This window comes from Paenibacillus ihbetae (genome assembly GCF_002741055.1).
GTDB classification, from domain to species: Bacteria; Bacillota; Bacilli; order Paenibacillales; family Paenibacillaceae; genus Paenibacillus_AQ; species Paenibacillus_AQ ihbetae.
Window position 1 is genome coordinate 5,557,717 of sequence record NZ_CP016809.1, and the last position, 26,209, is coordinate 5,583,925.

Consider the following 26,209-nt stretch of genomic DNA (forward strand, 5'->3'; position numbering starts at 1 on the left):
ACCCATCGCTCTGTTTCGAGGCAGGACGGTATGGATATGCTGCCGGCGGAGGCTTCTGTTGTTTTATAAGCATTACGCGCGAAAGTATAGGGGGAGGGAACCATGGGCACAGCAGAAGATAAAAGGAAACGGCTAGAACTGCTGATGAAGCAGGGCGAAGTTCCGGCCAATCTGGTGGAACCCTATTTCTTGGACGGTATCATCGAGCAGGTGGAGACGAGCCGGGCGAGCAAGGAGTGGAAGATTACGATCCTGAAGGAGACGCTCGTCCCCGCCGAGGTGTACCGGACCTTCTGCCTGAGAATACAGGAGAAGATGAACCACATTGCCCGGATCGTATTCGTATTCAGGTATCAGGGCAATGTGCAGGCTGCCGACATAGTGCAGGAATACTGGAATCTGTTCCTGGAATGGGTACACCGTGAGATTCCATCCGTTAACGGCTGGATGACCCGGGCCCGGCACGAGGTCGAGGAGGGGCAGCTGCTGCTGACCATGTCGGACGGCATGTCGCTCGAGCTTGCCAGGAAGAAGCAGATCGATACGGCCATCACCCGCTTTTTCAGCCATTACTTTGATTTGCAGCTCCGCGTTAAGATGCAGGTCGGCGATAACGGACAGGCTGCTTATGAGGAATTTGAGCAGCGTAAGCGGCAGGAAGAGCGGGAGGTGATCGAGCAGATCATGAGCAGCCTGGAAGCCGAGATGGATGCCGGTGACGAGGATGAGGCTCCGGTCCGGCTGCAGGTCGGCTATGATATTAAGGACCAGCCGGTACCTATCCAGGACATCCAGGACGAGGAGAAGAAGATTACGATCCAGGGCACGATCTTCGGCTTGGACCGCAAGGAGCTGCGAAACGGCAGCACGCTGTTCACCTTCAATTTGACCGATTTCAGCGATTCCCTGCAGATGAAGATGTTTGCCAAGACGAAGGATGACCTGAAAGTGTTAAGCCTGCTTGCCGACGGCAAATGGGTTAAGGCCAGAGGCCGGGTGGAATATGACCGGTTCATGCAAGTGCCGGAGCTGGTCATGATTCCTACCGATCTGTCCGAGGTGCAAGCTCCACCGGCCCGGAAGGATAATGCGCCCGAGAAGCGGGTCGAATTCCATCTCCATACAACGATGAGCACGATGGATGCCGTTACGCCGGTCGACCGCTATATCAAAACGGCGGCGAGCTGGGGACATAAAGCGATCGCCGTCAGCGATCATGGCGGTGTACAGTGCTATCCCGACGCGGCGAAGCATGCGAAGAAGAACGGAATCAAGATGATATACGGACTCGAAGCGAACGTCGTTAACGATGCGGTTAATATCGTGGAGCAGGCGAAGCCGATCGAGCTGAGCAGCGCAACCTACGTCGTCTTCGATATCGAGACAACGGGCCTGTCGATTACCGCGAACAAAATTATCGAGCTGGCTGCCGTCAAAATGCACGAGGGCAAGGAGATCGACCGGTATGCGACGTTCGTCAATCCGCATGAGCGGATACCGTACCATATTCAGCAATTGACAAACATTAACGATGAGATGGTAAGGGATGCGCCTGAGCTTGAGCCGGTGCTGAAGGAGTTCGTAGAATTCGTTGGGGACGCGGTGCTTGTCGCGCACAATGCAAGATTCGACGTCGGCTTCATTCAGGCATCGCTGCAAAATGCCGGCATGAATACGCTGGACAACCCGTATCTGGATACGCTGGAGCTTGCGCGGCTGCTGCATCCGGGGATGAAAAACCACCGGCTCAACACGCTTGCCGATAAATACAAGGTTGCCCTGGAAAGCCATCACCGCGCGATCGATGATACCGTTGCGCTTGCCGGCATTCTGAACGGACTGCTTGCAGACTCGGATAAAATGAAGGGGATCAAGATGCTGGACCGGCTGAACGACTACGTCGGCATGGACCTGTCCAATGCGCGTCCGTTTCACTGCGGTATCTATGCCCTGAATATGACGGGCAAGAAGAATCTGTACAAGCTGGTGTCGATGTCGCATACGGAGTATTTCAAGCGCGTGCCGTGCATACCGAAATCCAAGCTTCAGGAGATGCGCGAAGGCCTGCTTGTGCTGTCAGGCTGCGAAAAAGGCGAGTTCTTCGAGACGGTGCTCAACAAGACCGAGGAAGAAGCGGAAGAAATTGCGGCCTTCTATGATGTGCTGGAGATCCAGCCGCTGACGATGTATATGCATTTGGTGGATAAAGGCCTGGTCGGCAGTCCCGAAGAAATCAAGACGGCCATATCCAAAGTGGTGCGGATCGGCGAGAAGCTGAACAAGCCGGTGATCGCAACCGGGAATGTGCACTATCTGGAACCGCGGGACAAGCTGTTCAGGGACATTACGATCCATGGCATTACCGGATTCAGCCCGCTTAAGGATATGCGCAAGCCTGATGCGCATTTCCGGACTACGGAGGAGATGCTGGAGGAATTCGAGTTCTTGGGCGAGGACAAGGCTTATGAAGTCGTCGTAACCAATACGTCCGAGCTTGCGGACCGGTTCGAAGAGCTGGAGCTGTTCCCGGATAAGCTGTTCACGCCGGTCCTGGAAGGAGCGGACGAGGAGATCCGCAACACCTGCTACGAGACAGCCCGGTCGATATACGGCGACGATCTGCCTGAGGTTGTCGTAGCCCGGCTCGAGAAGGAGCTGGAGCCGATTATCAAATACGGCTTCTCCGCGAACTACCTGATTTCCGAGCGGCTGGTTAAAAAATCGAACCGCGACGGATATTTGGTCGGCTCCCGGGGATCCGTCGGCTCATCGGTCGTTGCAACCTTCCTCGGCATTTCCGAGGTTAACCCGCTGCCGGCCCATTATATTTGCCTGAACAAAGAGTGCAAGCACAGCGAGTGGTTCCTCGACGGCAGCGTGCCGAGCGGTTTCGACTTGCCGGACAAGGCTTGCCCGAACTGCGGCAACATGATGAAAGGCGAAGGGCAGGATATTCCGTTTGAGACGTTCCTCGGTTTCAAGGGGGACAAGGTTCCCGATATCGACTTGAACTTCTCCGGGGAATATCAGCCGCATGCCCATAACTTTACGAAGGAAATGTTCGGCGAGAAGAGCGTGTTTCGGGCGGGGACGATCGGTACCGTCGCCGAGAAGACGGCGTTCGGCTTCGCCAAGAAGTATGAGGAGCATCATAACAAGCGCTGGCGGGGCGCGGAGCTGAACCGGCTAGCCGCCGGCTGTACCGGCGTGAAGCGAAGCACCGGTCAGCATCCCGGCGGTATCGTCGTCGTACCGGATTATATCGAGGTCGAGGATATCACCCCGGTTCAGTATCCGGCCGACGACGTGAACGCCGAGTGGAAGACGACGCATTTCGATTACCACGCCTTTGATGCGAACCTGCTGAAGCTCGATATACTGGGACACGATGATCCGACGATGATGAGAATGCTGCAGGATCTGACGGGCGTCGATCCGACGACGATTCCGATGAACGATCCGAAGGTAATGAGCATGTTCAACTCGACGGAAGCGCTCGGGGTAACCCCGGAGCAAATCCGTTCGCCGGTGGCGACCTACGGCGTTCCGGAGATGGGAACCAAGTTCGTCCGGCAGATGCTCGTGGAATCCCAGCCGTCCAGCTTCGCCGACCTGCTGCAAATATCCGGCCTCTCGCACGGTACCGGCGTATGGCTCGGCAATGCGCAGGAGCTCATCAAGAACGGCACATGCAACATCAAGACGGTTATCGGCTGTCGTGACGATATCATGCTGTTCCTGATCTACAAGGCCGGGATGGATGCAAGCCTCGCATTTAAGATCACGGAGAGCGTGCGGAAGGGCAAGGGGCTGACCCAGGAATGGATCGACGAGATGAAGCGGTGCAAGGTGCCTCAGTGGTACATTGACTCCTGTCTCAAAATCCAGTACATGTTCCCGAAAGCCCACGCGGCCGCATATGTTATCTCGGCGGTACGTACTGCGTATTTCAAGCTGTATTATCCGATCGAGTACTATGCGACGTATTTCTCGGTTCGCGCCGAGGATATCGATATTGAGCTGTGCTGTCAAGGATATGACGCGATATACCGCCGGATCGAGGAAATCGAGCAGCTCGGCTTCGGAGCCAGCGCGAAGGAGAAAGGGAGTCTGCCGATCCTGGAGATGGCGCTGGAGATGACGGCCAGAGGCTTTACCTTCAAGAGCATCGATCTTTATCGTTCGGATGCAACCAAATTTACGGTGGATGGGGATTCGCTCATCCCGCCGTTCTCGGCCCTTGCCGGTATCGGCGAGAACGCCGCCCGCAACATTGCGGCCGCCCGCGAATTCGGCGAGTTCTTATCGATCGAGGATTTCCAGCAGAAGTCCAAGGCGAGTAAGACGGCGGTAGAGCTGCTGACCCAGATGGGCTGCTTCCGCGGCTTGCCGGAGAGCAATCAGCTGTCATTATTCTGATTTCTCTATCCTGTTTCGAACACGAACGCCTTGCATTGGAGGCTTCTTGACAGTCAAGGAGTCATACTTGTCACTATTACCAGACTATGTTATAATTTTTTTGGTAATCATGGAGATAAAACCGTTGAGTAAAGAGTGGGGCAACCCACTCTTTACTCTTTGGTATATAGGAATTCAACTTGGAGGTTATGTTCTTTGAGCACATCAAAGATTAAAACGACTGTGGAAGAAATGGTGCAGCCGTATCTGGACGAACACGGCTTCGAACTGGTCGATGTGGAATACGTGAAGGAAGGAAGCAGCTGGTTCCTGCGTGTGTTTGTAGATAAAGAGGGCGGCATTGATATTGACGATTGCGGAGTAATCAGTGAATATCTGAGCCAGAAGCTGGATGAGAACGATCCGATTCCGACCGCTTATTTTCTCGAGGTTTCCTCTCCGGGCGCCGAGCGTCCGCTTAAGAAGAAGGAGGACGTCGCCAAAGCTGTCGGCAAGAACGTATTCGTTACGGTATACGAGCCGATCGACGGGCTGAAGGAGTTCGAGGGCAAGCTGGAATCCTTCGAGCAGGAAGAGCTTGTTATTCAAACGGGCAAGAAGCAGCACGTTATTCCATATGCCAAAGTAGCCAGTGCCAGATTGGCCATCATTTTTTAGACGGAAGTTTTGAAAGGGGGAACCGATTTTCAATGAGTATGGATTTTATTGAAGCGATGAACGAGCTGGAGAGAGAGAAAGGCATCAGCAAAGATGTGTTGTTTGAAGCCATCGAGGCTGCGCTGATCTCGAGTTACAAGCGTAACTTCAACACGGCGCAAAATGTCCGTGTGGATATGAACCGCAATACCGGCGTCATCAAAGTGTTTGCACGGAAGCTGATCGTTGAAGAGGTTCTGGATCCGCGGACGGAAATTTCGCTGCATGCGGCACGCGAAATCAATCCGCATTTCCAGCTCGAGGATATCGCCGAGATCGAGGTAACGCCTCGCGATTTCGGCCGGATCGCGGCTCAGACGGCGAAGCAGGTCGTTACGCAGCGCATCCGGGAAGCCGAGCGCGGTTTGATCTACAGCGCGTTTATCGACAAGGAAGACGATATCGTCACCGGCACGCTGCAGCGCCAGGATCTTAGAAACATTTACATCGACCTCGGGAAGATCGAGGCCGCGCTACCGCTTACGGAGCTGATGCCCAATGAGAAGTTCAAGCACGGCGACCGGATCAAGGCGTATATCACGAAGGTTGAGAACACCACGAAAGGTCCGCAAATCATGCTGTCCCGTACGCATCCGGGTCTGCTCAAGCGCCTGTTCGAGCTGGAGGTTCCCGAAATTTTCGACGGTGTCGTCGAGATCCGCTCGGTTGCGCGCGAAGCGGGTTACCGCTCCAAGATTGCGGTGTACTCTCGCAATGAGGAGGTCGATCCGGTGGGCTCCTGCGTAGGTCCGAAAGGGATGCGCGTCCAGACGATCGTGAACGAGCTTCGCGGAGAGAAGATCGACATCGTCCGCTATTCGGATTCGGTCGAGGAGTATGTGGCCAACGCCCTCAGTCCTTCGAAGGTGCTTGAGGTTCAAGTGTTCGAGGATGAGAAGATGGCCCGCGTCATCGTTCCCGACTACCAGCTCTCGCTGGCCATCGGCATCAAGGGCCAGAACGCGCGCCTTGCAGCTAAATTGACAGGCTGGAAGATCGATATTAAGAGCGAAAGCCAGGCGGAGCAGGAATTTGGCAGACCAAAATCCCAATCCGGTGAGATGCACCAGGATTCCGTCTCCGTGGATTAATTCCGAAACAAGCGGGGGGGTAAGCGTCTTGAAACAGAGAAAAATACCGCTGCGTAAATGTGTGGCATGTCAGGAAATGATGCCGAAGAAAGAGCTGATCCGGATTGTCAGAACGCCCGACGAGGCGGTCATGATTGATCTGACCGGCAAAAAGTCGGGCCGCGGCGCTTATCTGTGCGGCAAAGTTTCCTGCTTTAAGCTTGCACACAAAAATAAAGCTTTGGATCGCGCGTTGAAGCAGCAAGTGAAGCCTGAGATCTATGAACAATTGGCCCAGGATTTCATCAAGGTTGAGGATGAATTCCTGGCCGCTAAAGAGCGTGCAGCCGATGATGAATAGGGCGCTTTCTCAGCTCGGCCTGGCCATGCGGGCCGGCAAGGTGGTTACGGGTGATGAGATCGTGCTCAAAGCCATCCGGTCTTCAGAAGCAAAGTTGGTTATTCTTGCGGGTGACGCCTCAGATAATACTAAAAAAAAGTTCCGCGACAAATGCGGTTCTTATAACATCCCTCTGGTAATCGGATTTGACCGGGAAAGTCTGGGCACAAGTGTAGGTAAACCCGAGCGGGTTGTGCTGGCCGTTACGGATCAAGGATTCGCAGAAATGATCTCCAGAACGATGGAGACAATGTCGGAGGTGGAGTATATTGAGTAAACAAGAAAACAAAGACAATAAACTTCGCGTATATGAATACGCGAAATCGCTGAATATGAGCAGTAAAGAAATTATAACGATCCTTAAGCGTTTGAACATTCCGGTTAACAACCACATGAGCGTCATGGAGAACGATACGGTATCCAAGGTTGAGCAGTTCTTTAAGGATATCAAGTCGAATGCTGCAGCCAAGCGTGACGGTGCGGACGCTTCCCGCGGGGAGAGCCGCAAGCCGCCCGTATCGGTTGCTTCCAGCTCTTCCGCGGCTGATTCGAAAGTAAGCAGCGGACAGGACGGCTCTAGAAATGCAGGTCAGCGCGGTCAAGGTCAACCAAAAAAACAACAGGAAAAGCAGGTAGGTATGAATAGTAGAAATCATCAAAATAACCAGAACCAGAACACATCCGGATCCCAGCGTCCGCAAGGACAGGGACAGGACTCTCGCAGAAGCCAATCAGGCCCGGCTCAAGGAAGCCAGAATCAAAATCGCGGCAACCAGGCACCAAGACAAGGCGGAACAGCATCCGGCTCCCGTCCGCAAGGCGGAGGCCAAGGCGGTGCTCGTCCGCAGAATAACGGCGCTCAAGGCGCTTCGCGTCCGCAAGGCAGAACGGGACGCACGGACTCCGGCAACCAGAACAACAACAACAGCAACAGTCAAAACAACCGGGGCGGAAGAAACAATAACAACAACAATTCCAAGCGGTTTGACGATAACAACCGCCAAGGCGGATTCCGCGGCAACAATCGCGGCGGCAAGAATAACCGCGGACGGAACCAGAACAATCAGCAGCCGCCTCGTGAGAAAATCGACAACACGCCGAAGAAAATTATCGTCCGTGGCAACATGACCGTCGGTGAAACGGCGAAGCTGCTTCATAAGGACGCTTCCGAAGTCATCAAGAAGCTGATTTTCCTCGGCGTGATGGCCACGATCAACCAGGAGCTGGACATCGATACGATCCAGCTGCTTGCGGGCGAATTCGGCGTCGAGGTTGAAGTGAAGATTCCGGTGGAAGAAGACCGGTTCGAGACGGTCGAAGAGAATGACGCGCCTGAAGATTTGAAGGAGCGCCCTCCGGTCGTTACCATCATGGGTCACGTTGACCATGGTAAAACGACGCTTCTTGATGCGATCCGTTCCACGAACGTGACCGGCGGCGAAGCCGGCGGCATCACTCAGCACATCGGTGCTTATCAAGTTGAAATCAACGGCAAGAAGATCACCTTCCTGGATACACCGGGTCACGAAGCGTTTACCGCGATGCGTGCACGCGGCGCGCAGGTCACGGATATGACGATTATCGTTGTTGCAGCCGATGACGGCGTGATGCCGCAGACGGTAGAAGCGATCAACCATGCGAAGGCGGCAGGATTGCCGATCATCGTGGCCGTGAACAAAATCGATAAACCGACTGCCAATCCGGATAAGGTGAAGCAGGAGCTGACCGAATACGAGCTTGTGCCGGAGGAATGGGGCGGAGATACGATCTTCGTTAACGTTTCGGCAAAACAGCGCATGGGACTCGAGGATCTGCTTGAAATGATTCTGCTTGTAGCGGAAGTGAATGAATACAAAGCGAATCCGGATAAGCGTGCCCGCGGTACGGTTATTGAAGCGGAGCTGGATAAAGGCAGAGGTCCGGTCGCCCGCATCCTCGTTCAGCACGGAACGCTGAAAGTCGGCGATGCGTTTGTAGCGGGCAACTGCTTCGGCCGCATCCGTGCGATGGTGAATGACAAAGGACGCCGCCTGAAAGAAGCCGGTCCGTCCACGCCGGTTGAAATCACCGGTCTTACGGAGGTGCCAGGCGCAGGGGATCCGTTCATGGTGTTCGAGGACGAGCGCAAGGCGCGCTCGATCGCCGAGAAACGTGCGATCACACAGCGTCAGTCGGAGCTTAACACGAATACCCGCGTAACCCTCGACGACTTGTTCAAGCACATCAAGGACGGCGAGATCAAGGATCTGAACGTGATCATTAAAGGTGACGTACAGGGCTCGGTTGAAGCGTTGAAGAGCTCGCTTAACAAGATCGAAGTGGAAGGCGTGCGCGTAAAAATCATCCACAGCGGCGTCGGAGCGATTACGGAATCCGATATTATTCTGGCGGCTGCCTCCAATGCGATTGTTATCGGCTTCAACGTCCGTCCGGATGTTCAAGCGAAACAAACGTCGGAGCAGGAGAAGGTCGACGTGCGTCTGCACCGTGTCATCTATAATGTAATCGAGGAAATTGAGCAAGCTATGAAGGGGATGCTCGATCCGGAATACAAAGAATCCGTGATCGGACATGCGGAAGTCCGCAACACCTTTAAAGTGAGCAAGATTGGTACGATTGCAGGCTGTATGGTTACTTCCGGAAAAATCACGCGCAATGCCGAAGCCCGCTTGATCCGCGACGGCATCGTCATTCATGAGGGCAAGATCGATTCCCTCAAGCGTTTCAAGGACGACGCGAAGGAAGTGGCGCAGGGCTACGAATGCGGTATTACGTTGGCCAGCTACAGCGATGTCAAAGAAGGAGACGTCATCGAAGCCTTTGTCATGGAGACGGTAGAGCGCTAATAAACGAGGTGATCAACGATGGCAAAAATCAGAACAGGGCGCGTAGGCGAGCAAATTAAGAAAGAGCTCAGCCAACTGATTCAGACTGAAATCAAAGATCCGAGAATCGGCTTCATCACCGTAACCGGCGTTGATGTGACGAACGACTTGTCGCAAGCCAAGGTGTACTTGAGCGTGCTCGGAGACGAAGAACAGAAGGCAGCATCCTTAAAGGGCCTGGAAAAAGCAACCGGGTTCCTCCGTTCCGAGCTTGGCAAACGGATCCGTCTCCGGCATGTTCCGGAGCTGATCTTCAAGTTTGACGAATCCATTGCCTATGGAAGCCGGATCGAGAAGCTGCTGAATGAGATCGGTGAGCGCGAAGAGTAATCATGCAAGTTCGTAAATAAAGGAGAGGGCGAATGCAGACCTATGAGCAAGAGCTGCAGCAGGTAAAGTCGTTTCTGCTGGAGCACGATGACTATTTGGTTGTGTCGCATGTTCAGCCCGATGGAGATGCAGTCAGTTCCACCCTTGCGGTGGGCTGGCTTCTCTCATGTCTGGGCAAGAAATTCACGATGATCAATGAAGGACCGATCCCCAAACGGATGAACATGCTGTGGCATGCCGGGGATATTATCAACGGGTCGGAAGAGCCGCCGGACCGCATGTTTACGCATGTGATCTGCGTGGATTGCGCGGACTTTGCCCGGGTAGGAAACGTCCGGACGCTGTTTGCAGAGGACGCAACCATCGTGAACATCGACCACCATCCCACCAATGACCGGTACGGATCCGTTAACCTTGTACTGCCTCAAGCTGCGGCGACGGCTGAAATTCTCTATGATTTGTTGAATGCATGCGGGATAACCTGGGATGCCGAGATTGCTGCTGCCGTCTATACGGGGCTTCTGACTGATACCGGAGGTTTCCGTTATACGAACACGTCGCCTAAAGTGATGAGCATTGCCTCGGAGCTGCTCGGCCATGGCGTGAACGGGCCGGAGCTCGCGGAGATTCTGCTGGAAGAGATGACCCTTCCCCAGATGAAGGTGCTTGTTGAAGCGCTGAATACGCTTCGGGTGTCGGAGGACGGTAAAATCGCATGGGTACACATCACCCCGGATCATATGGAACGCTGCGGCGCAGCCAGCGAGGATCTGGAGGGGATTGTCAATTATCCCCGCAACATTCAAGGCGTCGAGGTCGGAATCTTGTTTAAGCTTCTGAAATCCGGTATCGTGAAGGTTAGCCTTCGTTCCGCCGGAAAGGTCGATGTAGCCGCTCTTGCCCAAGGTTTCGGAGGCGGCGGTCATGTCCGGGCTGCCGGCTGCAGTCTGGAGGGGCCTTTGGAGGATGTTATCCCTCGCGTTGTGGAGCAGGTGAGATTACGGTTATGACAGAACTGGAAGGTATCTTGGCTGTGCATAAGCCCGCCGGCTGGACATCGCATGATGTGGTAGCCAAAGTAAGGGGGATTGTCCGCATGAAACGGATTGGCCATACGGGTACGCTGGATCCCGAGGTTACGGGAGTGCTGCCGCTGTGTTTGGGCAGAGCGACGCGAGTCGTGGAGTATATGCAGGAGCTGCCGAAGGAATACGAGGCTGTTCTGCGACTTGGATATGCTACGGATACGGAGGATGTCACAGGTACGGTTATTGAAGAGGCAGACAGCGTGCAGGTGACGAGGGAGGAAGCGGAGCAAGCGCTGAATTCCTTTGTCGGTGAGATTTCCCAGGTTCCCCCAATGTATTCCGCTGTCAAGATAAACGGCAAGCGGCTGTATGAGCTTGCGCGTGAAGGGAAGACCGTGGAACGCAAAAGCCGGACCGTTACCATTCATGAGATTGAGATGACCGGCTTTGACGCCAGCGGCGCCTATCCCGAAATATCGTTTCGGGTGCTGTGCTCCAAAGGTACATATATCCGCACATTGTGCGTGGATATCGGCCGCAAGCTCGGCGTTCCTTCCGTCATGGTTCGGCTTGTACGCACGATCTCGGCCGGCATTCCGGCAGCCGATTGCCTGACTCTTGACACCATCGAACAGCTTATGAAGGAAGGACAGCTTCAGAATAAGCTGATTCCGGTCGACCGGGCGGTCTCCCATCTTCCTGCTCATACCGTATCGGATGAGAAGGCTGAAGCTGCTCTGCAAGGACAGCGCTTGTCCGCCAGAGCCGTGGAACCCCGGGTCGAAAGCGACGAGCCGATCAGGCTCTATGACAGCCAAGAAAGATTTCTTGGAATCTACAAACGGCAGGCCGAATCAGGGGCGATCGTGCCGGTGAAGGTCTTCTCAAGATAAATGTTTGTTCTAGTTGGATGGAGGTGAGAGAAAACATGAGAATTGTATCATTATCCTACCCTGTAAATCCGGAGACCGTAACGGAGGCCGGCGTGCCAAAAGTTGCGGCGATTGGACAATTTGACGGTCTGCATCTGGGTCATGAGAGCGTGATTTCGACAGCTGTCGGAATTGCGCGGGAGCAAGGGCTTCCTGCCGCCCTGATCACCTTCTATCCCCATCCCAAAGATGTGATCGGCAAAGGAAATTATGAGGGCTATCTTACTCCCCAAGCGGATAAAGAAAAGCTGTTGCAGGAGATGGGCATCGATATCGTGTATGTGGTGGAGTTCAACAAAGCATTCTCGGAAGTCAGCCCGGAAGCGTTCGTATCGGACATGCTGCTCCCGCTCTCGCTGCAGACGGCCGTGGTCGGATTTGATTTCCGCTTTGGACATAAGGGAGCGGGAGATGCCGTCAAGCTTCAGGCTTTGAGCGAAGGGGCGATGTCTGTCGTTACCGTTCCGCCGTTCTTAGTGGATGGAGAGAAGGTAGGCAGCTCCTCCATCCGGATTGCGCTGCAGACCGGACAGCTTGCGGATGCCAACCGGTGGCTCGGACGAAATTACAGCATCCGCGGTACCGTCATCCACGGGGAGAAGCGCGGAAGACAGATCGGCTTTCCGACGGCGAATCTCGAGCTGACGGATCCGTACGTCATCCCGGCCCTCGGCGTGTACGCCGTGCGTGCACGCTCGGATCAGGAGGGGAGCTGGATTGCCGGCGTCATGAACGTCGGCGTCAAGCCAACGTTCCATGAAGGCATTACGAAGCCGATTTTCGAGGTGCATCTTTTTGATTACAGCGCCGATCTATACGGTCAGGTCATGACGGTGGAGATGGTTCAATATATTCGGAAAGAGCATAAGTTCGAATCGGTTCAGGAGCTTGTGGAGTGGATTCACCGCGATGCGGTCGAAGCCCGCAAAATTATGAAGGACATCGAATAGGGCAGCTGGCTTTTCGGTAAATTAGCGGATCGGATTTTCTTTTTTCGGAAAAGTATGCTATACTCTTAGAGGTTGCCCGGGATACGGGCAATTTAACCTTGGCTTGGATGTTTGATCTCACCGTCGGTATCTGGGCCAACGGCGATTATGACGAAGGAGGTGAACAGGATGGCATTGACTCAAGAACGTAAACAACAACTGATTGACGAGCACAAAACTCACGAGTCCGATACAGGATCTCCAGAGGTGCAGATCGCTATCCTAACGGAAAACATTACGAACTTGACTGACCACTTGCGTACGCACAAGAAGGATCATCATTCCCGCCGTGGATTGCTGAAAATGGTCGGCCAACGCCGTAAGTTGCTTGCATACTTGAAAAACAAGGATGTAAAACGTTACAGTGCTTTGATCGAGAAGCTTGGATTGCGTCGCTAATCATCCATAGGATTTACCGAAAACAGCCTGGTTGTCCACTGTCCTTCTTGGAACGACAGCGGCACAACCGGGCTCTTTTCTAAGTAATATGGAATTTGCTTTCGTTTGCCCGCTTTCCTGCAGGGCGATGCCGTTATTCATAAGCTGAGGCCTTGCTGCGAAAGATATTCACATAGATATTGAAGTACCTGACTTCGCCTTCCATATGCTTTTATGCTTCTGCCGGCGTTTCCCGCTTGTGCAATCGGGAGCTCCAAGGTGAGACCGTTGTTATTCGTACATAGGTTCGAGCAATAGAATCCAAGGAGCCTCCGATCGTTCAACCGGGCGGCATTATTAAAGATGACGCTGTTTTTGGCAATACTGAAAGCTAGAAGACGACAAAAAATTTTATCCCTATGAGGAGGGAATACATGGAAACTAGTGTTGAAATGCAGCTTGGCGGAAGACCTCTCGTACTCGAAACCGGTCGGCTGGCTAAGCAGGCGAATGCGGCTGTTATGGTCCGTTACGGCGATACGGCAGTTCTCTGTACGGTAACGGCTTCAAGCGAGCCGAAGGATTTGGATTTCTTCCCGTTAACGGTGAACTATGAGGAAAGATTGTACGCGGTCGGCAAAATCCCCGGCGGATTCATCAAGCGGGAGGGCAGACCGAGCGAGAAGGCAATCCTTGCAAGCCGCTTGACTGACCGTCCGATTCGTCCGCTGTTCCCGGAAGGCTTCCGTAACGATGTTCAGGTCCTTAATCTCGTCATGAGCGTGGATCAGGACTGCGAGCCGGAAATTGCCGCGATGATCGGTACCTCTGCAGCGCTCAGCATTTCCGATGTTCCGTTCAACGGACCGATCGGCGGCGTGGCGGTAGGACGCGTTAACGGCAATTTTGTCGTGAACCCTACGATTGCAGAGCAGGAAGCCAGCGACATTTATCTTGTCGTAGCAGGTACGAAAGACGCGATCATGATGGTGGAGGCCGAAGCCAATGAGGTTCCGGAAGAAGTAATGCTGGAAGCGATCATGTTCGGTCATGAGGAAATCAAGAAGATCGTGGCCAAGATCGAGGAATTGGTGGCTGTTGCCGGCAAGGAGAAGATGGAAGTCAAGCTCCATGCCGTAGACGAAAACGTTGATCGCGAGGTTCGCGAGTTTGCGGAGGCCCGCCTTGTCGAAGCCGTTCGCATTGAAGAGAAGCATGCCCGTCAGGATGCCATCGATGCGATTAATGAAGAGACTTACGCCGTATTCGAGGAAAAATATATTGAAACGCCGGAACTTCTGAAGGATGTTAAAGAGGTTCTTCACGATATCGTGAAGGAGGAAGTCCGTCGTCTCATCACGCATGACAAGGTTCGTCCGGATGGACGCGGTCTGTCCGAGATTCGTCCGATCGAATGCGATACGGGCCTGCTTCCTAGAACCCACGGCTCCGGCTTGTTCACGCGCGGTCAAACGCAGGCGCTCAGCGTATGTACTTTGGGTGCGCTCGGCGATGTCCAGATTCTTGACGGCATCGACTTGGAGGAAACCAAGCGTTTCATGCACCATTATAACTTCCCGCCGTTCAGCGTAGGTGAGGCTCGTCCGCTCCGCGCGCCAGGTCGCCGGGAAATCGGACATGGTGCCTTGGGTGAGCGTGCACTGAGCAAGGTCATTCCCAATGAAGCCGAGTTCCCGTATACGATTCGCCTGGTATCGGAAGTGCTTGAATCGAACGGTTCGACTTCCCAGGCGAGCATTTGCGCAAGCACGCTGGCAATGATGGACGCCGGTGTACCGATCAAAGCGCCTGTAGCAGGCGTAGCCATGGGCTTGATCAAGGACGGAGAGCATGTATCCATTCTGACGGACATCCAGGGGATGGAAGACCATCTCGGGGATATGGACTTCAAGGTTGCCGGAACGCCGGACGGGGTTACCGCCATTCAGATGGATATCAAAATCGACGGCATCGACCGCGCGATTTTGCAGGAAGCACTCCAGCAAGCAAAGGAAGGACGTATGCATATCCTCGGCAAGATGATGGAAGTCATCAAAGAACCGAGAGCAAGCTTGTCCCAATATGCGCCTAAGATCATTACGATGCAGATCAATCCGGACAAAATCCGCGATGTTATCGGAGCCGGCGGCAAGATTATCAACAAAATCATTGAGGAAACCGGCGTGAAGATCGACATCGAGCAGGACGGACGCGTATTTATCGCTTCCTCGAATGAAGAGATGAACCGCAAAGCCCTCACGATTATCGAAGGCATTGTAAAGGAAGTCGCGGTCGGCGAAATCTACACCGGTACCGTCAAGCGGATCGAAAAGTTCGGCGCGTTCGTGGAAATTCTGCCTAACAAAGACGGACTGGTTCACATTTCCCAACTGTCGACCGAACGGGTGGCGAAGGTGGAGGATGTGGTTGCCATTGGCGACGTCATCACCGTTAAGGTCACGGAAATCGATCAGCAAGGACGCATTAACCTGTCGCGCAAAGCGGTTTTGACGGCAGAAGCGAAGTAATCGCGGGCATGGACTGAGCGTCCGTAACAGCAAATGAAGAAAGAGACAGAACCTGATTCTGGCTCTTTTTTTGCGTCTTGCAGCGGATTAAGGAGGACTCCTGGACGATGTTCAGCATAGCCACCCAAGTGGCGAGCAGGGATGGGCACCCCCAGCCCGGGGCTGCAGCTCTACTTTCGGCTCATAATTCCGGAGCCCGGCACATAAAATGGGACAAAGCTGCCTGAGGGAGAGTGGGAGAGCCCATGAAAGATAAGAAAATCGCCGTGCTCCTGACCGGTACCGCGTTGGTATCGGCTGCCGCCGTGTTCAGCGGCGCGTGGGGGTATGTGTCCGGACTTGAGCCTGCGGCCAATGCAAGGCTCGTGAACAGCAGCAGTCTTACGGGAGCGGTAGTGGATGTGGAGCTGCTCAATCAGATCGAGGCTGTGGCGGCCAAGAAAAGAGTGGAGCCTGTGGACGCGAGAGTGGATCGAGTATGGGAGGCAATCCCCGGCTATAACGGGCTCGAGGTCGATGTGGAGGCAACCTATAATCTGGCTGTCAAGAACCGGGGGGAGGGCGAGAGCCTCCCGCTCGTATATCGTGAAATTCCGGCCAAAATAACGCTGAACGACCTGGATCTTGCATCTCACCCGATCTATCGGGGGAATCCGAATAAACCGATGGTGTCGCTCATGATCAATGTTGCGTGGGGCAACGAATTTCTGGAGCCCATGCTGAATACGCTCGATGAGGAGAATATCAAGACCACCTTCTTCCTCGACGGCAGCTGGCTCAAGAAAAATCCGGAGCTCGCAGGCGAGATTGTCAAGCGGGGCCATGAAGTCGAGAACCATGCCTATACCCATCCCAATATGAGCCGTTTAAGCAGGGAACGCGCCGATATGGAAATTGCGAAAACGCAGGAGCTGCTAAAGACCAGTTTAGGGGTGGAAAATCAATGGTTTGCGCCCCCTTCCGGCGATTTCAACAAGCAGACGGTAGCGATTGCCCATGCCCGGGGGCTGAAAACGGTGCTGTGGACGCTGGATACCGTGGATTGGCAGCATCCGGCACCGGAAGCGGTCGTTCAGAAAATAAGCAGCAAGGTCGAACCAGGCTTCCTCATTCTCATGCATCCCACGGACTCCTCCTCGAAAGCGTTGAAGGGAATGATTGACGGCATACGGGCCAAGGGCCTGACGATCGGCACGGTCAGCCAGACGCTTTCGCCTGACCGGGTTATGCCGGGCGGAACTTAGACATCCAAGGTGTTGTGGCACATGGTAAAGTTTGATAGAATGAATGGATGGCATGAGGCTGTTAGTCAGCTGAAATGAACCTGGATGGACAGTTAGGGGGCCCTTTCGTGAAAAAAATACAATTGTCAAACGGCCTGCGCGTGGTGATGGAGAGCATTCCCACAAGTCGTTCGGTATCCTTCGGCATCTGGGTAAAGACCGGATCCCGCAATGAGACGCCGGAGATCAATGGGATTACGCATTTTATAGAGCATATGATGTTCAAAGGGACGGAGCGGTTTGACGCCCGTGCGATTGCCGAGCAGTTCGACGCGATCGGCGGAAATGTCAACGCGTTCACGGCCAAAGAGTATACCTGTTATTATGCGAAGGTATTGGATGAGCATTTTCCGATTGCAGTCGACGTTCTTTCCGATATGTTCTTCAACTCCAAGCTGGATGCGGAAGAATTGGCGAAGGAGAAGAATGTGATTCTGGAAGAAATCGCCATGTATGAGGATACGCCGGATGATCTGGTTCATGACCTGATGTCGACGGCTGTCTATGGCGATCACCCGCTGGCATTTCCGATCCTCGGCACGAAGGAACGGCTGGAAGCGATGGATTCCGACGCGCTGCGCGCATACATGGAACAACATTACACAATCGAGAATACGGTTATTGCCCTTGCCGGCAATATCAATGAAGGAACGATCGAGCTGTTGGAGCGGCACTTCGGCGGATTTTCCAACCGCCGCGCGCCTGAGGCCCTGGAGGTGCCTTCTTTTCTGGACGGCGTCCAGTTCCGGAAGAAGAAGACCGAGCAGAATCATATTTGCATGTCGTTCCCGGGCTGCTCAATCGGCGAGGATCTTCAATATGCGATGGTGCTTCTGAACAATGCCATCGGCGGCGGAATGAGCTCGCGGCTGTTCCAGGAAATCCGGGAGAAGCGGGGGCTTGCTTACTCGGTATATTCCTATCACAGCTCGCATGCGGACAGCGGCATGTTCACCATCTATGCGGGCACGGCGCCCAAGCAGACGAAGGACGTGCTGGACCTGACGATCGAGATGCTGCATGATCTGGCGACGAACGGCATGACGGAGCAGGAGCTTAAGAAGGGGAAGGAGCAGCTGAAGGGAAGCCTCATCCTGAGCCTGGAGAGCACCAGCAGCCGCATGAACCGGCTGGGCAAGAACGAGCTGATGCTGGGCCGTCATTACACCCTTGACGAGCTGATCAAGCGGATTGAGAAAGTTAGCATGGAGGATGTGAATGCCGTCCTCAACCGAATGTTTAATACGCCATATGCGCTCGCAATGGTTGGAACCTCAGACAAAGCATTGAATGGACATAGGAGGAATGAATTTGTTGCATTACGTTCAAATCCATAGATTACCCGGTAATGAAGATGTGAAGCTGCCTGTGAAAATGTCCGAGCTCGCTGCAGGCTTCGACCTGCATGCCGCTGTACAGGAACCGGTGGTTCTGCAGCCGGGCGAGCGCAAGCTGATCCCGGCAGGCTTTGCCATGGCCATGCCGGCAGAGCTGGAGGCCCAAATCCGCCCTCGCAGCGGACTGGCGTTCAAGCACGGAATTACCTGCTTGAATTCGCCGGGCACCATCGATGCCGACTATCGCGGTGAAGTGAAGGTGCTGCTCATTAATTTGGGACAAGAGCCATTTACGATCGAGCGGAACGAGCGGATTGCGCAAATGGTGTTTCAGACCGTGCCTGCCGTCGCCTTTACCGAGGTGGAAGAGCTGTCCGAAACGGTTCGCGGTGCGGGCGGATTTGGACATACGGGGAAATAGCTCACGTTTGCGAGCTTCATGCACCGCATTGGAAAGCTGCTTTGGCTGTATAGCTGAAGCGGCTTTTTTGTTGTTGCCGGACACCGCTGAATATGTCGCCTCTTCCGCGCGATGATGACAAATCGCGCAGCAGCGAGCCAACGCTTCTACGCGGCGCGTGCGTGCTTTCCAACGCGTGACATGGATTATTCCCTCACCACCTTATGGGCCGCAGCATAAGATGGTCTATACATTGGTTTGAAAGAAAGGAGCGACGCCTTCCATGCTGACTGGAGTCCGGACCGTCTTCGTTGGAGGAGACGCAAGGCAAATTGAAGTGATCCGCAAATGCGCCGAGATGGATGCTTCTGTCATGATCGCGGGCTTTGAGAAGCTGCAGGATTCATTCCAAGGGGTTACGCGCGAGACGCTGACCACCGAGCTGATGGCGGATGCCGACGCCCTGATTTTGCCGGTAGTCGGCTGCGATGATGAGGGACGTGTCAGCGCATTGTTTTCGGAAGGTCCATTACGGCTGCTGGAGGATCATATTGCCGCTATGCCGAAGCACGGGGTCGTTTATACCGGCATGGCCAAACCTTACTTACGATCGCTGTGTGAGAAATATACAATCAAGCTGGTTGAAATATTTGAACGGGACGATGTAGCGATCTACAACTCCATCCCGACGGCGGAAGGAGCGCTCATGATGGCGATCCAGAATACCGATTTTACGGTTCATGGATCGACGAGCATGGTGCTCGGCATGGGCCGGACGGGATTTACGATGGCGCGGAGCCTCCAGGGGCTCGGTGCGAATGTCATGATGGGCGTACGGAAATCGGAGCATTATGCCAGAGCGGAGGAAATGGGCTGGAAGCCTTTTCTCATCAAGGATTTGGGGACTCATGTAGCCGGTGTTGACTTGCTTTTTAACACGATTCCAACTATGATAGTCACAGCACAAATCATCTCGAAAATGCCTCGGGAGGCTGTCATCATCGATCTCGCCTCCGCACCCGGCGGATGCGATTTTCGCTATGCCGAAAAACGGGGCATCAAAGCCATGCTCGCACCCGGACTACCCGGAATCGTGGCTCCTAAGACAGCCGGCATCATAATCGCCAACGCGCTGGTGGAGCTGATTTCAGAAGAAATCAAGATTCGGGGGGATGCGTAATGAATTGGAATGGAAAAACGGTGGGCTATGCCCTGACGGGGTCACACTGCACGCTGGAAGAAGTGATGCCGCAGATCGAGCGGTTCAAATCGGGCGGAGCGAATGTGGTTCCGATTGTATCAAGCACCATCATGACGACGGATACCCGATTTGGGACATCGGAAAATTGGCAGAAACAGTTGAAAGATATAACCGGGAATGATATTATTTCTACGATTGTTGAGGCGGAGCCGCTTGGACCTTCCAAGCTTCTTGACGTGCTGGTCATCGCTCCTTGCACGGGGAATACGACCAGCAAGCTGGCGAATGCGATGACGGATAGTCCTGTTCTGATGGCTGCCAAGGCGCAGATGAGAAATGGCAGACCGCTGGTGCTTGCCATTTCAACGAACGACGGACTGGGACTGAATGCAGCCAATATCGCCAAACTGCTGGTTACGAAGAATATCTATTTCGTTCCGTTCGGCCAGGATAACCCGCAGCAGAAGCCGAACTCGCTCGTGGCGAGAATGGACTTGATTCCGGAAGCCTGCTCTGCGGCGCTGGAAGGAAAACAGCTGCAGCCGATGCTTGTGCAATACGCTCATTGATACGAAAGGCATCATTTGGAACCTTAACATTCAAATAAACAGCAGATCCATGGAGTTTTGCTGAAATCATCCTGCACTAACCGAAGCGGCCAGGCTACATAGCCGGCCGTTTCAGTCGGTCGGCCCGAGTTTACACGCTCCCGGGCATAGATAAACGGAGGAATATGCATGCGCATCTTAGTTCAAAAATTCGGAGGCACTTCGTTGTCCACACCGCAAGCGAGAAACCATGTGATCGGACACATCCGGCGCGAGTTGGACAATCAGTACCGATTGGTTGTCGTGGTGTCCGCGATGGGACGACGGGGGGAACCCTACGCAACCGACACGCTGCTGGATTGGATCGAGCATAACGGAAATGCTCTTCCAAGCAGGGAGAAGGACATGCTGCTGGGCTGCGGTGAAGTGATATCGGCGACAACGCTGTGCAGCCTGCTTCAGCATGAGGGCATTACCGCTACGGTGCTGACAGGCGCCCAAGCCGGATTTCTAACAGACAATCACTTCGGTAATGCACGCATCAAGGACGTGAAGCCTGATCGGGTTTTGAAGGAGCTGGAGCAATTCCAGGTCGTGATCGTGACGGGCTTTCAGGGGCAGACCGAGTCGGGGGATTTAACGACGCTCGGCAGAGGAGGCAGCGACACCTCCGCAACAGCACTAGGTGCGGCGCTTCGTGCTGAAATGGTGGATATCTATACCGATGTGAACGGTATTTTGACGGCAGACCCACGGATCGTAGAGGATGCCAAGCCGTTAAGCTATGTAAGCTACACGGAGATTTGCAATATGGCCCATCAGGGGGCCAAGGTCATTCATCCGAGAGCGGTGGAGATTGCGATGCAGTCCCAAATTCCCGTTCGCGTCCGTTCGACCTTTTCGGACAGCGAAGGAACGCTAGTGACCCAGCCTGAAGGATTCAGGGACATCCAATCCGGCATTGTAGACCGCTATGTGACCGGCGTTGCCTATGTCAGCAACATTACCCAAATCTCGGTCGAGTGCGACCGGACCGAAGGCTTGCAGCTGAAGGTGTTCAAATCCATGGCTGAGCATTCGATCAGCGTGGACTTTATTAATGTTACCCCGACCGGGGTTGTTTATACCGTTTTCGACAGCGATTCGGAAAAGGCGATTGAAGTTCTGCAAAACCTCGGATTGAAGCCGAGAAGCTTATCCGGATGCGCGAAGGTTTCGGTAATCGGAGGCGGTATCAACGGTGTGCCCGGCATTATGGCGAAAATTGTCGAATCGCTCAGCGAGCACGATATTTCCATTTTGCAATCGGCCGACTCCAACACAACGATTTGGGTGCTTGTCAAAAAAGAAGATATGGCTCAGGCGCTGCGCGCCCTGCACAGCAAATTTGAGCTTCATCGATAAATCAGCATCAATTGTCCTATCGTTTATCGGCATGGATCAAGGCGTTTTTAATGCAGATTGCCCTCATATAAGATATGCTATGTACTAGAATGAAGCAGGTTTTCCCGTGTACGGGAAAAAGCTAAGGAGGAATCATTGTGGATTTCGGAAGATTGATTACGGCCATGGTCACCCCGTTCGATCGCAGCGGCGAGATCAATTGGGACGAGACGGCAAGATTAATTGAGCATTTGATTGCGGATCAAAAATCAGACTCCCTTGTAATCGCCGGGACAACCGGCGAGTCTCCCACGCTGACCGAATCGGAGAAGCTCGAGCTGTTCGCATTCGCCGTGAAGCAGGCGGCCGGGAGATGTAAAATAATCGCAGGCACAGGCAGCAACAACACCGCGCATTCGGTCGAATTGACGAAGAAAGCTGAAGCTTGCGGGGTCGACGGCATTCTGCTGGTCGCTCCTTATTACAATAAACCGAACCAAGAAGGTCTGTATAAGCATTTTGAAGCAATCGCAGCAGCAACCTCGCTGCCTGTCATGCTGTACAACGTGCCTGGACGCACGGGGGTCAGCTTGAGCACCGCAACGACGTTGCGACTTGCGCAATTGCCGAATATCGTTGCCACGAAGGAATGCGCCTCGATCGATCAGGTAACCGCAATCGCGGCCGGCGCACCGGAAGGATTCATCGTCTATTCCGGCGACGATTCGGCAGCGTTGCCGGCCTTGTCGGTAGGAGCCTACGGCATCGTGAGTGTTGCCAGTCATATTGCCGGCGCGCGGATGAAAGAGATGATCGAAGCGTATGTAGCCGGGAATGTGCAGGAAGCTGCAAAGCTTCACCAATCGTTATTCCCGCTGTTCAAGGGATTGTTCGAGTGTCCGGACCCGCTTCCGAACCCATCCGCGGTTAAGTTCGCATTGAATGAAAGAGGCTATCAGGTCGGCGATGTCCGCCTGCCGCTCGTCTCGCCGAGTGAAAGCGAAGCATCGTTCATCCGTTCGATGCTGGCGTCATTGTAATATACCTGCTTCGAAAAGCCGAATAAACGTACAGCCGCTGCCTGAAGAAGGCAGCGGCTTCTTTCGTTATAAACCGCACCGTTTCGGGCATCCTATGGGACACGTAGGCGGCTGACTTGTGTTTTCACTTTTTCATCATGTATAATGAATTCAAGTGACTGGGTGCGGTATTTTTTTGAAATTTAAATATAACAATGGTACGACGTCCAAAACTATAGGAGGGTTAGATACATTTGTCTAAGAAAATAAGCAGCGATAAACTATCGATTTTTGCCTTGGGCGGCGTCGGTGAGATCGGGAAAAACATGTATGTCATCCAATATGCCAATGACATCGTAGTCGTGGATGCTGGGCTGAAGTTCCCAGAAGAAGATATGCTTGGAATTGATATCGTTATTCCTGATATTAGCTATTTAACGGAAAATCGCGACAAGGTGAGAGGGATTTTGCTGACTCACGGTCACGAGGACCATATCGGCGGACTCCCGTACGTGTTGAAGCACTTGAATGTTCCGGTTTACGGAACGAAATTGACACTCGGATTGGTGGAGAACAAGCTCAGGGAAGCGAATCTGCTGGGCGAAACGAAGCGGATTCTGATTCATGCGGATTCCGAGGTCAAGCTCGGAAACACCATGAAGGCGACCTTCTTCAAGACCAACCACAGTATCCCGGATTCGGTCGGCATTTGCATCGAGACGCCGGAAGGCAATGTGGTGCATACAGGGGACTTTAAATTCGACCATACGCCGGTCAATGACCAGTATGCGGATTTGCAGCGGATGGCTGAGATCGGAAGCAAGGGCGTTCTCGCCCTTCTGTCCGACAGCACCAATGCGGAAAGACCCGGCTTTACGCCTTCGGAGAAAAACGTGGGCATCGTTCTTGAAGATATTTTCCGCAAGGCCGAGCAGCGTGTGGTGGTGGCTACATTCGCATCGAATGTACACCGGATCCAGCAAGTAGTGAATGCTGCCGAATCCACCGGACGCAAGGTTACGGTGATCGGGAGAAGCATGGTGAACGTCGTCTCGATTGCAGCCGAGCTTGGATATCTTCATATCCCTGACGGCATGCTGATCGAGCCGGAAGAGGTTAACAAGATGGCAGCCGACCGCGTGGTCGTATTGTGTACAGGCAGTCAGGGAGAGCCGATGTCGGCGCTTACGCGCATGGCTCGCTCGACCCACCGCAAGGTGGATATTTTGCCAGGCGATACGGTCATCATTGCCGCAACCCCGGTTCCGGGCAACGAGAAGTATGTCGGACGCACGATCGACGAGCTGTTCCGCCTCGGTGCCGACGTGATTTACAGCGGTTCCAACTCCGGTGTGCACGTATCGGGCCACGGAAGCCAGGAAGAGCTGAAGCTGATGCTGAACCTGATGAAGCCGCAATTTTTCATCCCTGTTCACGGGGAGTACCGGATGCAGCGCCGTCACGCTCTGCTTGCAGAGTCCGTCGGTGTCGACCCGGACAACATCTTTATTACCGATATCGGTGAGATCGTAGAGATTCAAGGCGGAGCCGCCCGCAAGGCCGGCAAGGTAACCGCAGGCAACGTTCTGATTGACGGACTTGGTGTAGGTGACGTAGGCAACATCGTGCTGCGCGACCGAAAGCTGTTGTCCCAAGACGGCATCCTGGTTGTTGTCGTTACGCTCAGCAAGCAGAACGGTTCCATCGTCTCCGGTCCGGATATCATCTCGCGCGGATTCGTTTATGTCCGTGAATCTGAAGGTCTTCTGGATGAGGCTAACCGGATCGTTTCCAGCACGCTTCAGAAGCTGATGAGTGAGAACGTAAACGAGTGGGCGTCACTGAAAACTAGCGTCAAGGACGCGCTCGGACGCTTCTTGTACGAGCAGACACGCCGTAGACCGATGATCCTTCCGATCATCATGGAAGTATAAATTGTCGTTTTAGCATAACGACCTCAAAAATAATCAGGCACACAGTCGCCTCTCTTTCGCAGGTAATAATTGGACGGTTTCCGCGAAAGAGGGGCTTTTTATGCTGTTTTACAAACCGCAGGATTCAATCGCTACAAGCGAACATGTAATTCATGACAGGTAGAAGTTACAATCGAAGGAATGGGGGATGTCTCTGTGAAGGACATGCAAACCTGCGCCATATGCAAGGATACCTTGATCAAGATTCGTAGGTTTTGCACGCCGATCCTGGCCGGAAGCATAAAACTATGCCGCCGCTTGCCATACTAAGGGTCAGCTATGGATGTAGCTGCAGCCCAAGAATAAGCGAAAAGGCAGGGATGGCGTTATGCAAAACGAGCTAGAGTTTACCGGCAGAAAGGGTGCCGGCATTACCGGGGAAACCGAAGCGCCGGCGGCTCCGGCCGAAGAGGGGAAGAAGAGTGCCGTAACGGAAGCGATCACCCAGCTGGGCCAAACCGGGGTGCCGGTCGGCAATGAATCTAATGTATTCTGCATGACCATAATCGGCCAAATCGAGGGGCATTTCGTGCTGCCTCCGCAAAATAAAACGACGAAATACGAGCACATGATCCCGCAGCTCGTGGCAGCCGAGCAGAATCCGAAGATTGAAGGACTCCTCATCATTCTTAATACGGTGGGCGGAGACGTAGAGGCCGGCCTGGCCATCGCAGAGATGATCGCATCGCTGTCCAAACCGACCGTTACGGTGGTTATCGGAGGCGGGCACAGCATCGGGGTGCCGATCGCCGTAGCTGCCGATCATTCGTTCATCGCGGAGAGCGCGACAATGACGATCCATCCGATCCGGATGAGCGGACTTGTCATCGGAGTGCCGCAAACGTTCGAGTATATGGAGAAGATGCAGGAGCGGGTCGTCCGTTTCGTCACGAGCCACTCCCGGATCTCAGAGGAGCAGTTTAAGGATCTCATGTTCAAGACCGGCGAGCTGAACCGGGACATCGGTACGGCGGTATCGGGCTCCGATGCGGTTGAGTACGGGCTGATGGATGAAGTCGGGGGGATCGGCCAAGCGCTGCTACGGCTGAATCAAATGATTGCCGAGCGAAAAGCGGTCACCCCGGGGGGAATCACGCAATGAGCTGGTACAGCATTATTCCACTTGAGCGGAGCCTCGCCCCAGGTTCGGACGATTTAGAGCCGGGCCGTCGCTTTAGAGAGATCCGGATCGGGGGCGTCCTGATGGAAGTCGAACCGATGGGAGAGGAGCAGGCCAGGATCGTCCGTCTCCTGGATTGCGGGCTCGAGCATTACTTGAATTCCAGTTATGCTCCAGGCAGTATCATTCGCTATATTCCGACGATCGCAGCGGGTGAAAATGAGGCTAAAGGCTGAAAACAGAACATAGGTACGCCACCGAATATTATGCTATAATATGGTTTCGGGGGT

The 26,209-nt window shown here is 53.9% G+C and carries 22 protein-coding genes; all 22 read left to right on the plus strand.

The features are described 5' to 3' along the window. Positions 1 to 102 precede the first annotated feature (102 nt). The 22 genes from BBD41_RS25050 (at position 103) to BBD41_RS25155 (ending at position 26,155) form a co-directional block, all read left to right on the plus strand. The gene (locus tag BBD41_RS25050; protein ID WP_099479274.1) at positions 103 to 4,419 is read left to right on the plus strand and encodes a PolC-type DNA polymerase III; all 4,317 of its coding nucleotides are present in this window, start codon (positions 103 to 105) and stop codon (positions 4,417 to 4,419) included. Positions 4,420 to 4,614: 195 nt separating this feature from the next. Next, entirely contained in the window at positions 4,615 to 5,076 is a 462-nt protein-coding gene (rimP, locus tag BBD41_RS25055) for a ribosome maturation factor RimP (RefSeq protein WP_007128714.1), read from the plus strand. A gap of 32 nt (positions 5,077 to 5,108) precedes the next feature. Next, positions 5,109 to 6,206 carry a transcription termination factor NusA gene (gene nusA, locus BBD41_RS25060; protein ID WP_007128713.1) on the plus strand — a complete coding sequence of 366 codons (1,098 nt, stop codon included), beginning with the start codon at positions 5,109 to 5,111 and terminating at the stop codon, positions 6,204 to 6,206. Between the two features lie 28 nt (positions 6,207 to 6,234). Next, positions 6,235 to 6,546: an RNase P modulator RnpM gene (rnpM, locus tag BBD41_RS25065; RefSeq protein ID WP_028405665.1), complete on the plus strand. Its 312-nt coding sequence runs from the start codon at positions 6,235 to 6,237 to the stop codon at positions 6,544 to 6,546. After that, entirely contained in the window at positions 6,539 to 6,862 is a 324-nt protein-coding gene (locus BBD41_RS25070) for a YlxQ family RNA-binding protein (protein WP_028405664.1), read from the plus strand. The genes rnpM and BBD41_RS25070 overlap by 8 nt, the downstream gene beginning before the upstream one ends. Continuing rightward, a complete protein-coding gene (infB, locus tag BBD41_RS25075) occupies positions 6,855 to 9,431 on the plus strand; it encodes a translation initiation factor IF-2 (RefSeq protein WP_099479276.1) in 2,577 nt (858 codons plus the stop codon). Before BBD41_RS25070 ends, infB begins: the two co-directional genes overlap by 8 nt. An 18-nt stretch (positions 9,432 to 9,449) precedes the next feature. Further along, the gene (gene rbfA, locus BBD41_RS25080) at positions 9,450 to 9,800 is read left to right on the plus strand and encodes a 30S ribosome-binding factor RbfA (RefSeq protein ID WP_077567086.1); all 351 of its coding nucleotides are present in this window, start codon (positions 9,450 to 9,452) and stop codon (positions 9,798 to 9,800) included. Between the two features lie 32 nt (positions 9,801 to 9,832). Continuing rightward, the gene (locus BBD41_RS25085; protein WP_077567085.1) at positions 9,833 to 10,810 is read left to right on the plus strand and encodes a DHH family phosphoesterase; all 978 of its coding nucleotides are present in this window, start codon (positions 9,833 to 9,835) and stop codon (positions 10,808 to 10,810) included. After that, the gene (gene truB, locus BBD41_RS25090) at positions 10,807 to 11,721 is read left to right on the plus strand and encodes a tRNA pseudouridine(55) synthase TruB (protein WP_077567084.1); all 915 of its coding nucleotides are present in this window, start codon (positions 10,807 to 10,809) and stop codon (positions 11,719 to 11,721) included. The genes BBD41_RS25085 and truB overlap by 4 nt, the downstream gene beginning before the upstream one ends. A gap of 35 nt (positions 11,722 to 11,756) precedes the next feature. After that, the gene (locus tag BBD41_RS25095; RefSeq protein WP_099479279.1) at positions 11,757 to 12,710 is read left to right on the plus strand and encodes a bifunctional riboflavin kinase/FAD synthetase; all 954 of its coding nucleotides are present in this window, start codon (positions 11,757 to 11,759) and stop codon (positions 12,708 to 12,710) included. A gap of 168 nt (positions 12,711 to 12,878) precedes the next feature. Next, a complete protein-coding gene (gene rpsO / locus BBD41_RS25100) occupies positions 12,879 to 13,148 on the plus strand; it encodes a 30S ribosomal protein S15 (RefSeq protein ID WP_006211281.1) in 270 nt (89 codons plus the stop codon). Positions 13,149 to 13,561: 413 nt separating this feature from the next. Then, the gene (gene pnp / locus BBD41_RS25105; RefSeq protein WP_077567082.1) at positions 13,562 to 15,655 is read left to right on the plus strand and encodes a polyribonucleotide nucleotidyltransferase; all 2,094 of its coding nucleotides are present in this window, start codon (positions 13,562 to 13,564) and stop codon (positions 15,653 to 15,655) included. Between the two features lie 245 nt (positions 15,656 to 15,900). Then, entirely contained in the window at positions 15,901 to 16,899 is a 999-nt protein-coding gene (locus BBD41_RS25110) for a polysaccharide deacetylase family protein (RefSeq protein WP_077567081.1), read from the plus strand. A gap of 107 nt (positions 16,900 to 17,006) precedes the next feature. Further along, positions 17,007 to 18,275 (plus strand): M16 family metallopeptidase, encoded by a 1,269-nt coding sequence (locus BBD41_RS25115; RefSeq protein WP_099479281.1) that lies wholly within the window; start codon positions 17,007 to 17,009, stop codon positions 18,273 to 18,275. Continuing rightward, on the plus strand, positions 18,250 to 18,696 hold the full coding sequence (dut, locus tag BBD41_RS25120; RefSeq protein WP_189636048.1) for a dUTP diphosphatase: 447 nt from the start codon (positions 18,250 to 18,252) through the stop codon (positions 18,694 to 18,696). Before BBD41_RS25115 ends, dut begins: the two co-directional genes overlap by 26 nt. A gap of 262 nt (positions 18,697 to 18,958) precedes the next feature. After that, entirely contained in the window at positions 18,959 to 19,855 is an 897-nt protein-coding gene (dpsA, locus tag BBD41_RS25125) for a dipicolinate synthase subunit DpsA (RefSeq protein WP_099479283.1), read from the plus strand. Then, the gene (locus tag BBD41_RS25130; RefSeq protein WP_099479285.1) at positions 19,855 to 20,445 is read left to right on the plus strand and encodes a dipicolinate synthase subunit B; all 591 of its coding nucleotides are present in this window, start codon (positions 19,855 to 19,857) and stop codon (positions 20,443 to 20,445) included. Before dpsA ends, BBD41_RS25130 begins: the two co-directional genes overlap by 1 nt. A gap of 168 nt (positions 20,446 to 20,613) precedes the next feature. After that, positions 20,614 to 21,828, plus strand: a complete 1,215-nt coding sequence (gene dapG / locus BBD41_RS25135) for an aspartate kinase (RefSeq protein ID WP_077567077.1) — start codon at positions 20,614 to 20,616, stop codon at positions 21,826 to 21,828. A gap of 137 nt (positions 21,829 to 21,965) precedes the next feature. Beyond that, the gene (gene dapA, locus BBD41_RS25140; RefSeq protein ID WP_099479287.1) at positions 21,966 to 22,847 is read left to right on the plus strand and encodes a 4-hydroxy-tetrahydrodipicolinate synthase; all 882 of its coding nucleotides are present in this window, start codon (positions 21,966 to 21,968) and stop codon (positions 22,845 to 22,847) included. A 233-nt stretch (positions 22,848 to 23,080) separates the two neighbouring features. After that, complete coding sequence (locus BBD41_RS25145) at positions 23,081 to 24,760, plus strand: ribonuclease J (protein WP_007128697.1); 1,680 nt, start codon at positions 23,081 to 23,083, stop codon at positions 24,758 to 24,760. Positions 24,761 to 25,127: 367 nt separating this feature from the next. Continuing rightward, positions 25,128 to 25,901 (plus strand): ClpP family protease, encoded by a 774-nt coding sequence (locus tag BBD41_RS25150; RefSeq protein ID WP_077567075.1) that lies wholly within the window; start codon positions 25,128 to 25,130, stop codon positions 25,899 to 25,901. Further along, entirely contained in the window at positions 25,898 to 26,155 is a 258-nt protein-coding gene (locus BBD41_RS25155) for a YlzJ-like family protein (protein WP_099479289.1), read from the plus strand. Before BBD41_RS25150 ends, BBD41_RS25155 begins: the two co-directional genes overlap by 4 nt. Positions 26,156 to 26,209: the final 54 nt, after the last annotated feature.

Bases quoted from the DNA above. Each gene is read 5' to 3' on its own strand.
- pnp (WP_077567082.1), top strand. From the start codon at position 13,562: ATGGAAACTAGTGTTGAAATGCAGCTTGGCGGAAGACCTCTCGTACTC.
- BBD41_RS25085 (WP_077567085.1), top strand. From the start codon at position 9,833: ATGCAGACCTATGAGCAAGAGCTGCAGCAGGTAAAGTCGTTTCTGCTG.
- truB (WP_077567084.1), top strand. From the start codon at position 10,807: ATGACAGAACTGGAAGGTATCTTGGCTGTGCATAAGCCCGCCGGCTGG.
- BBD41_RS25070 (WP_028405664.1), top strand. From the start codon at position 6,539: ATGAATAGGGCGCTTTCTCAGCTCGGCCTGGCCATGCGGGCCGGCAAG.
- BBD41_RS25095 (WP_099479279.1), top strand. From the start codon at position 11,757: ATGAGAATTGTATCATTATCCTACCCTGTAAATCCGGAGACCGTAACG.
- BBD41_RS25150 (WP_077567075.1), top strand. From the start codon at position 25,128: ATGCAAAACGAGCTAGAGTTTACCGGCAGAAAGGGTGCCGGCATTACC.
- BBD41_RS25110 (WP_077567081.1), top strand. From the start codon at position 15,901: ATGAAAGATAAGAAAATCGCCGTGCTCCTGACCGGTACCGCGTTGGTA.
- dapG (WP_077567077.1), top strand. From the start codon at position 20,614: ATGCGCATCTTAGTTCAAAAATTCGGAGGCACTTCGTTGTCCACACCG.
- rbfA (WP_077567086.1), top strand. From the start codon at position 9,450: ATGGCAAAAATCAGAACAGGGCGCGTAGGCGAGCAAATTAAGAAAGAG.
- BBD41_RS25050 (WP_099479274.1), top strand. From the start codon at position 103: ATGGGCACAGCAGAAGATAAAAGGAAACGGCTAGAACTGCTGATGAAG.
- dpsA (WP_099479283.1), top strand. From the start codon at position 18,959: ATGCTGACTGGAGTCCGGACCGTCTTCGTTGGAGGAGACGCAAGGCAA.
- rpsO (WP_006211281.1), top strand. From the start codon at position 12,879: ATGGCATTGACTCAAGAACGTAAACAACAACTGATTGACGAGCACAAA.
- BBD41_RS25155 (WP_099479289.1), top strand. From the start codon at position 25,898: ATGAGCTGGTACAGCATTATTCCACTTGAGCGGAGCCTCGCCCCAGGT.
- BBD41_RS25130 (WP_099479285.1), top strand. From the start codon at position 19,855: ATGAATTGGAATGGAAAAACGGTGGGCTATGCCCTGACGGGGTCACAC.
- nusA (WP_007128713.1), top strand. From the start codon at position 5,109: ATGAGTATGGATTTTATTGAAGCGATGAACGAGCTGGAGAGAGAGAAA.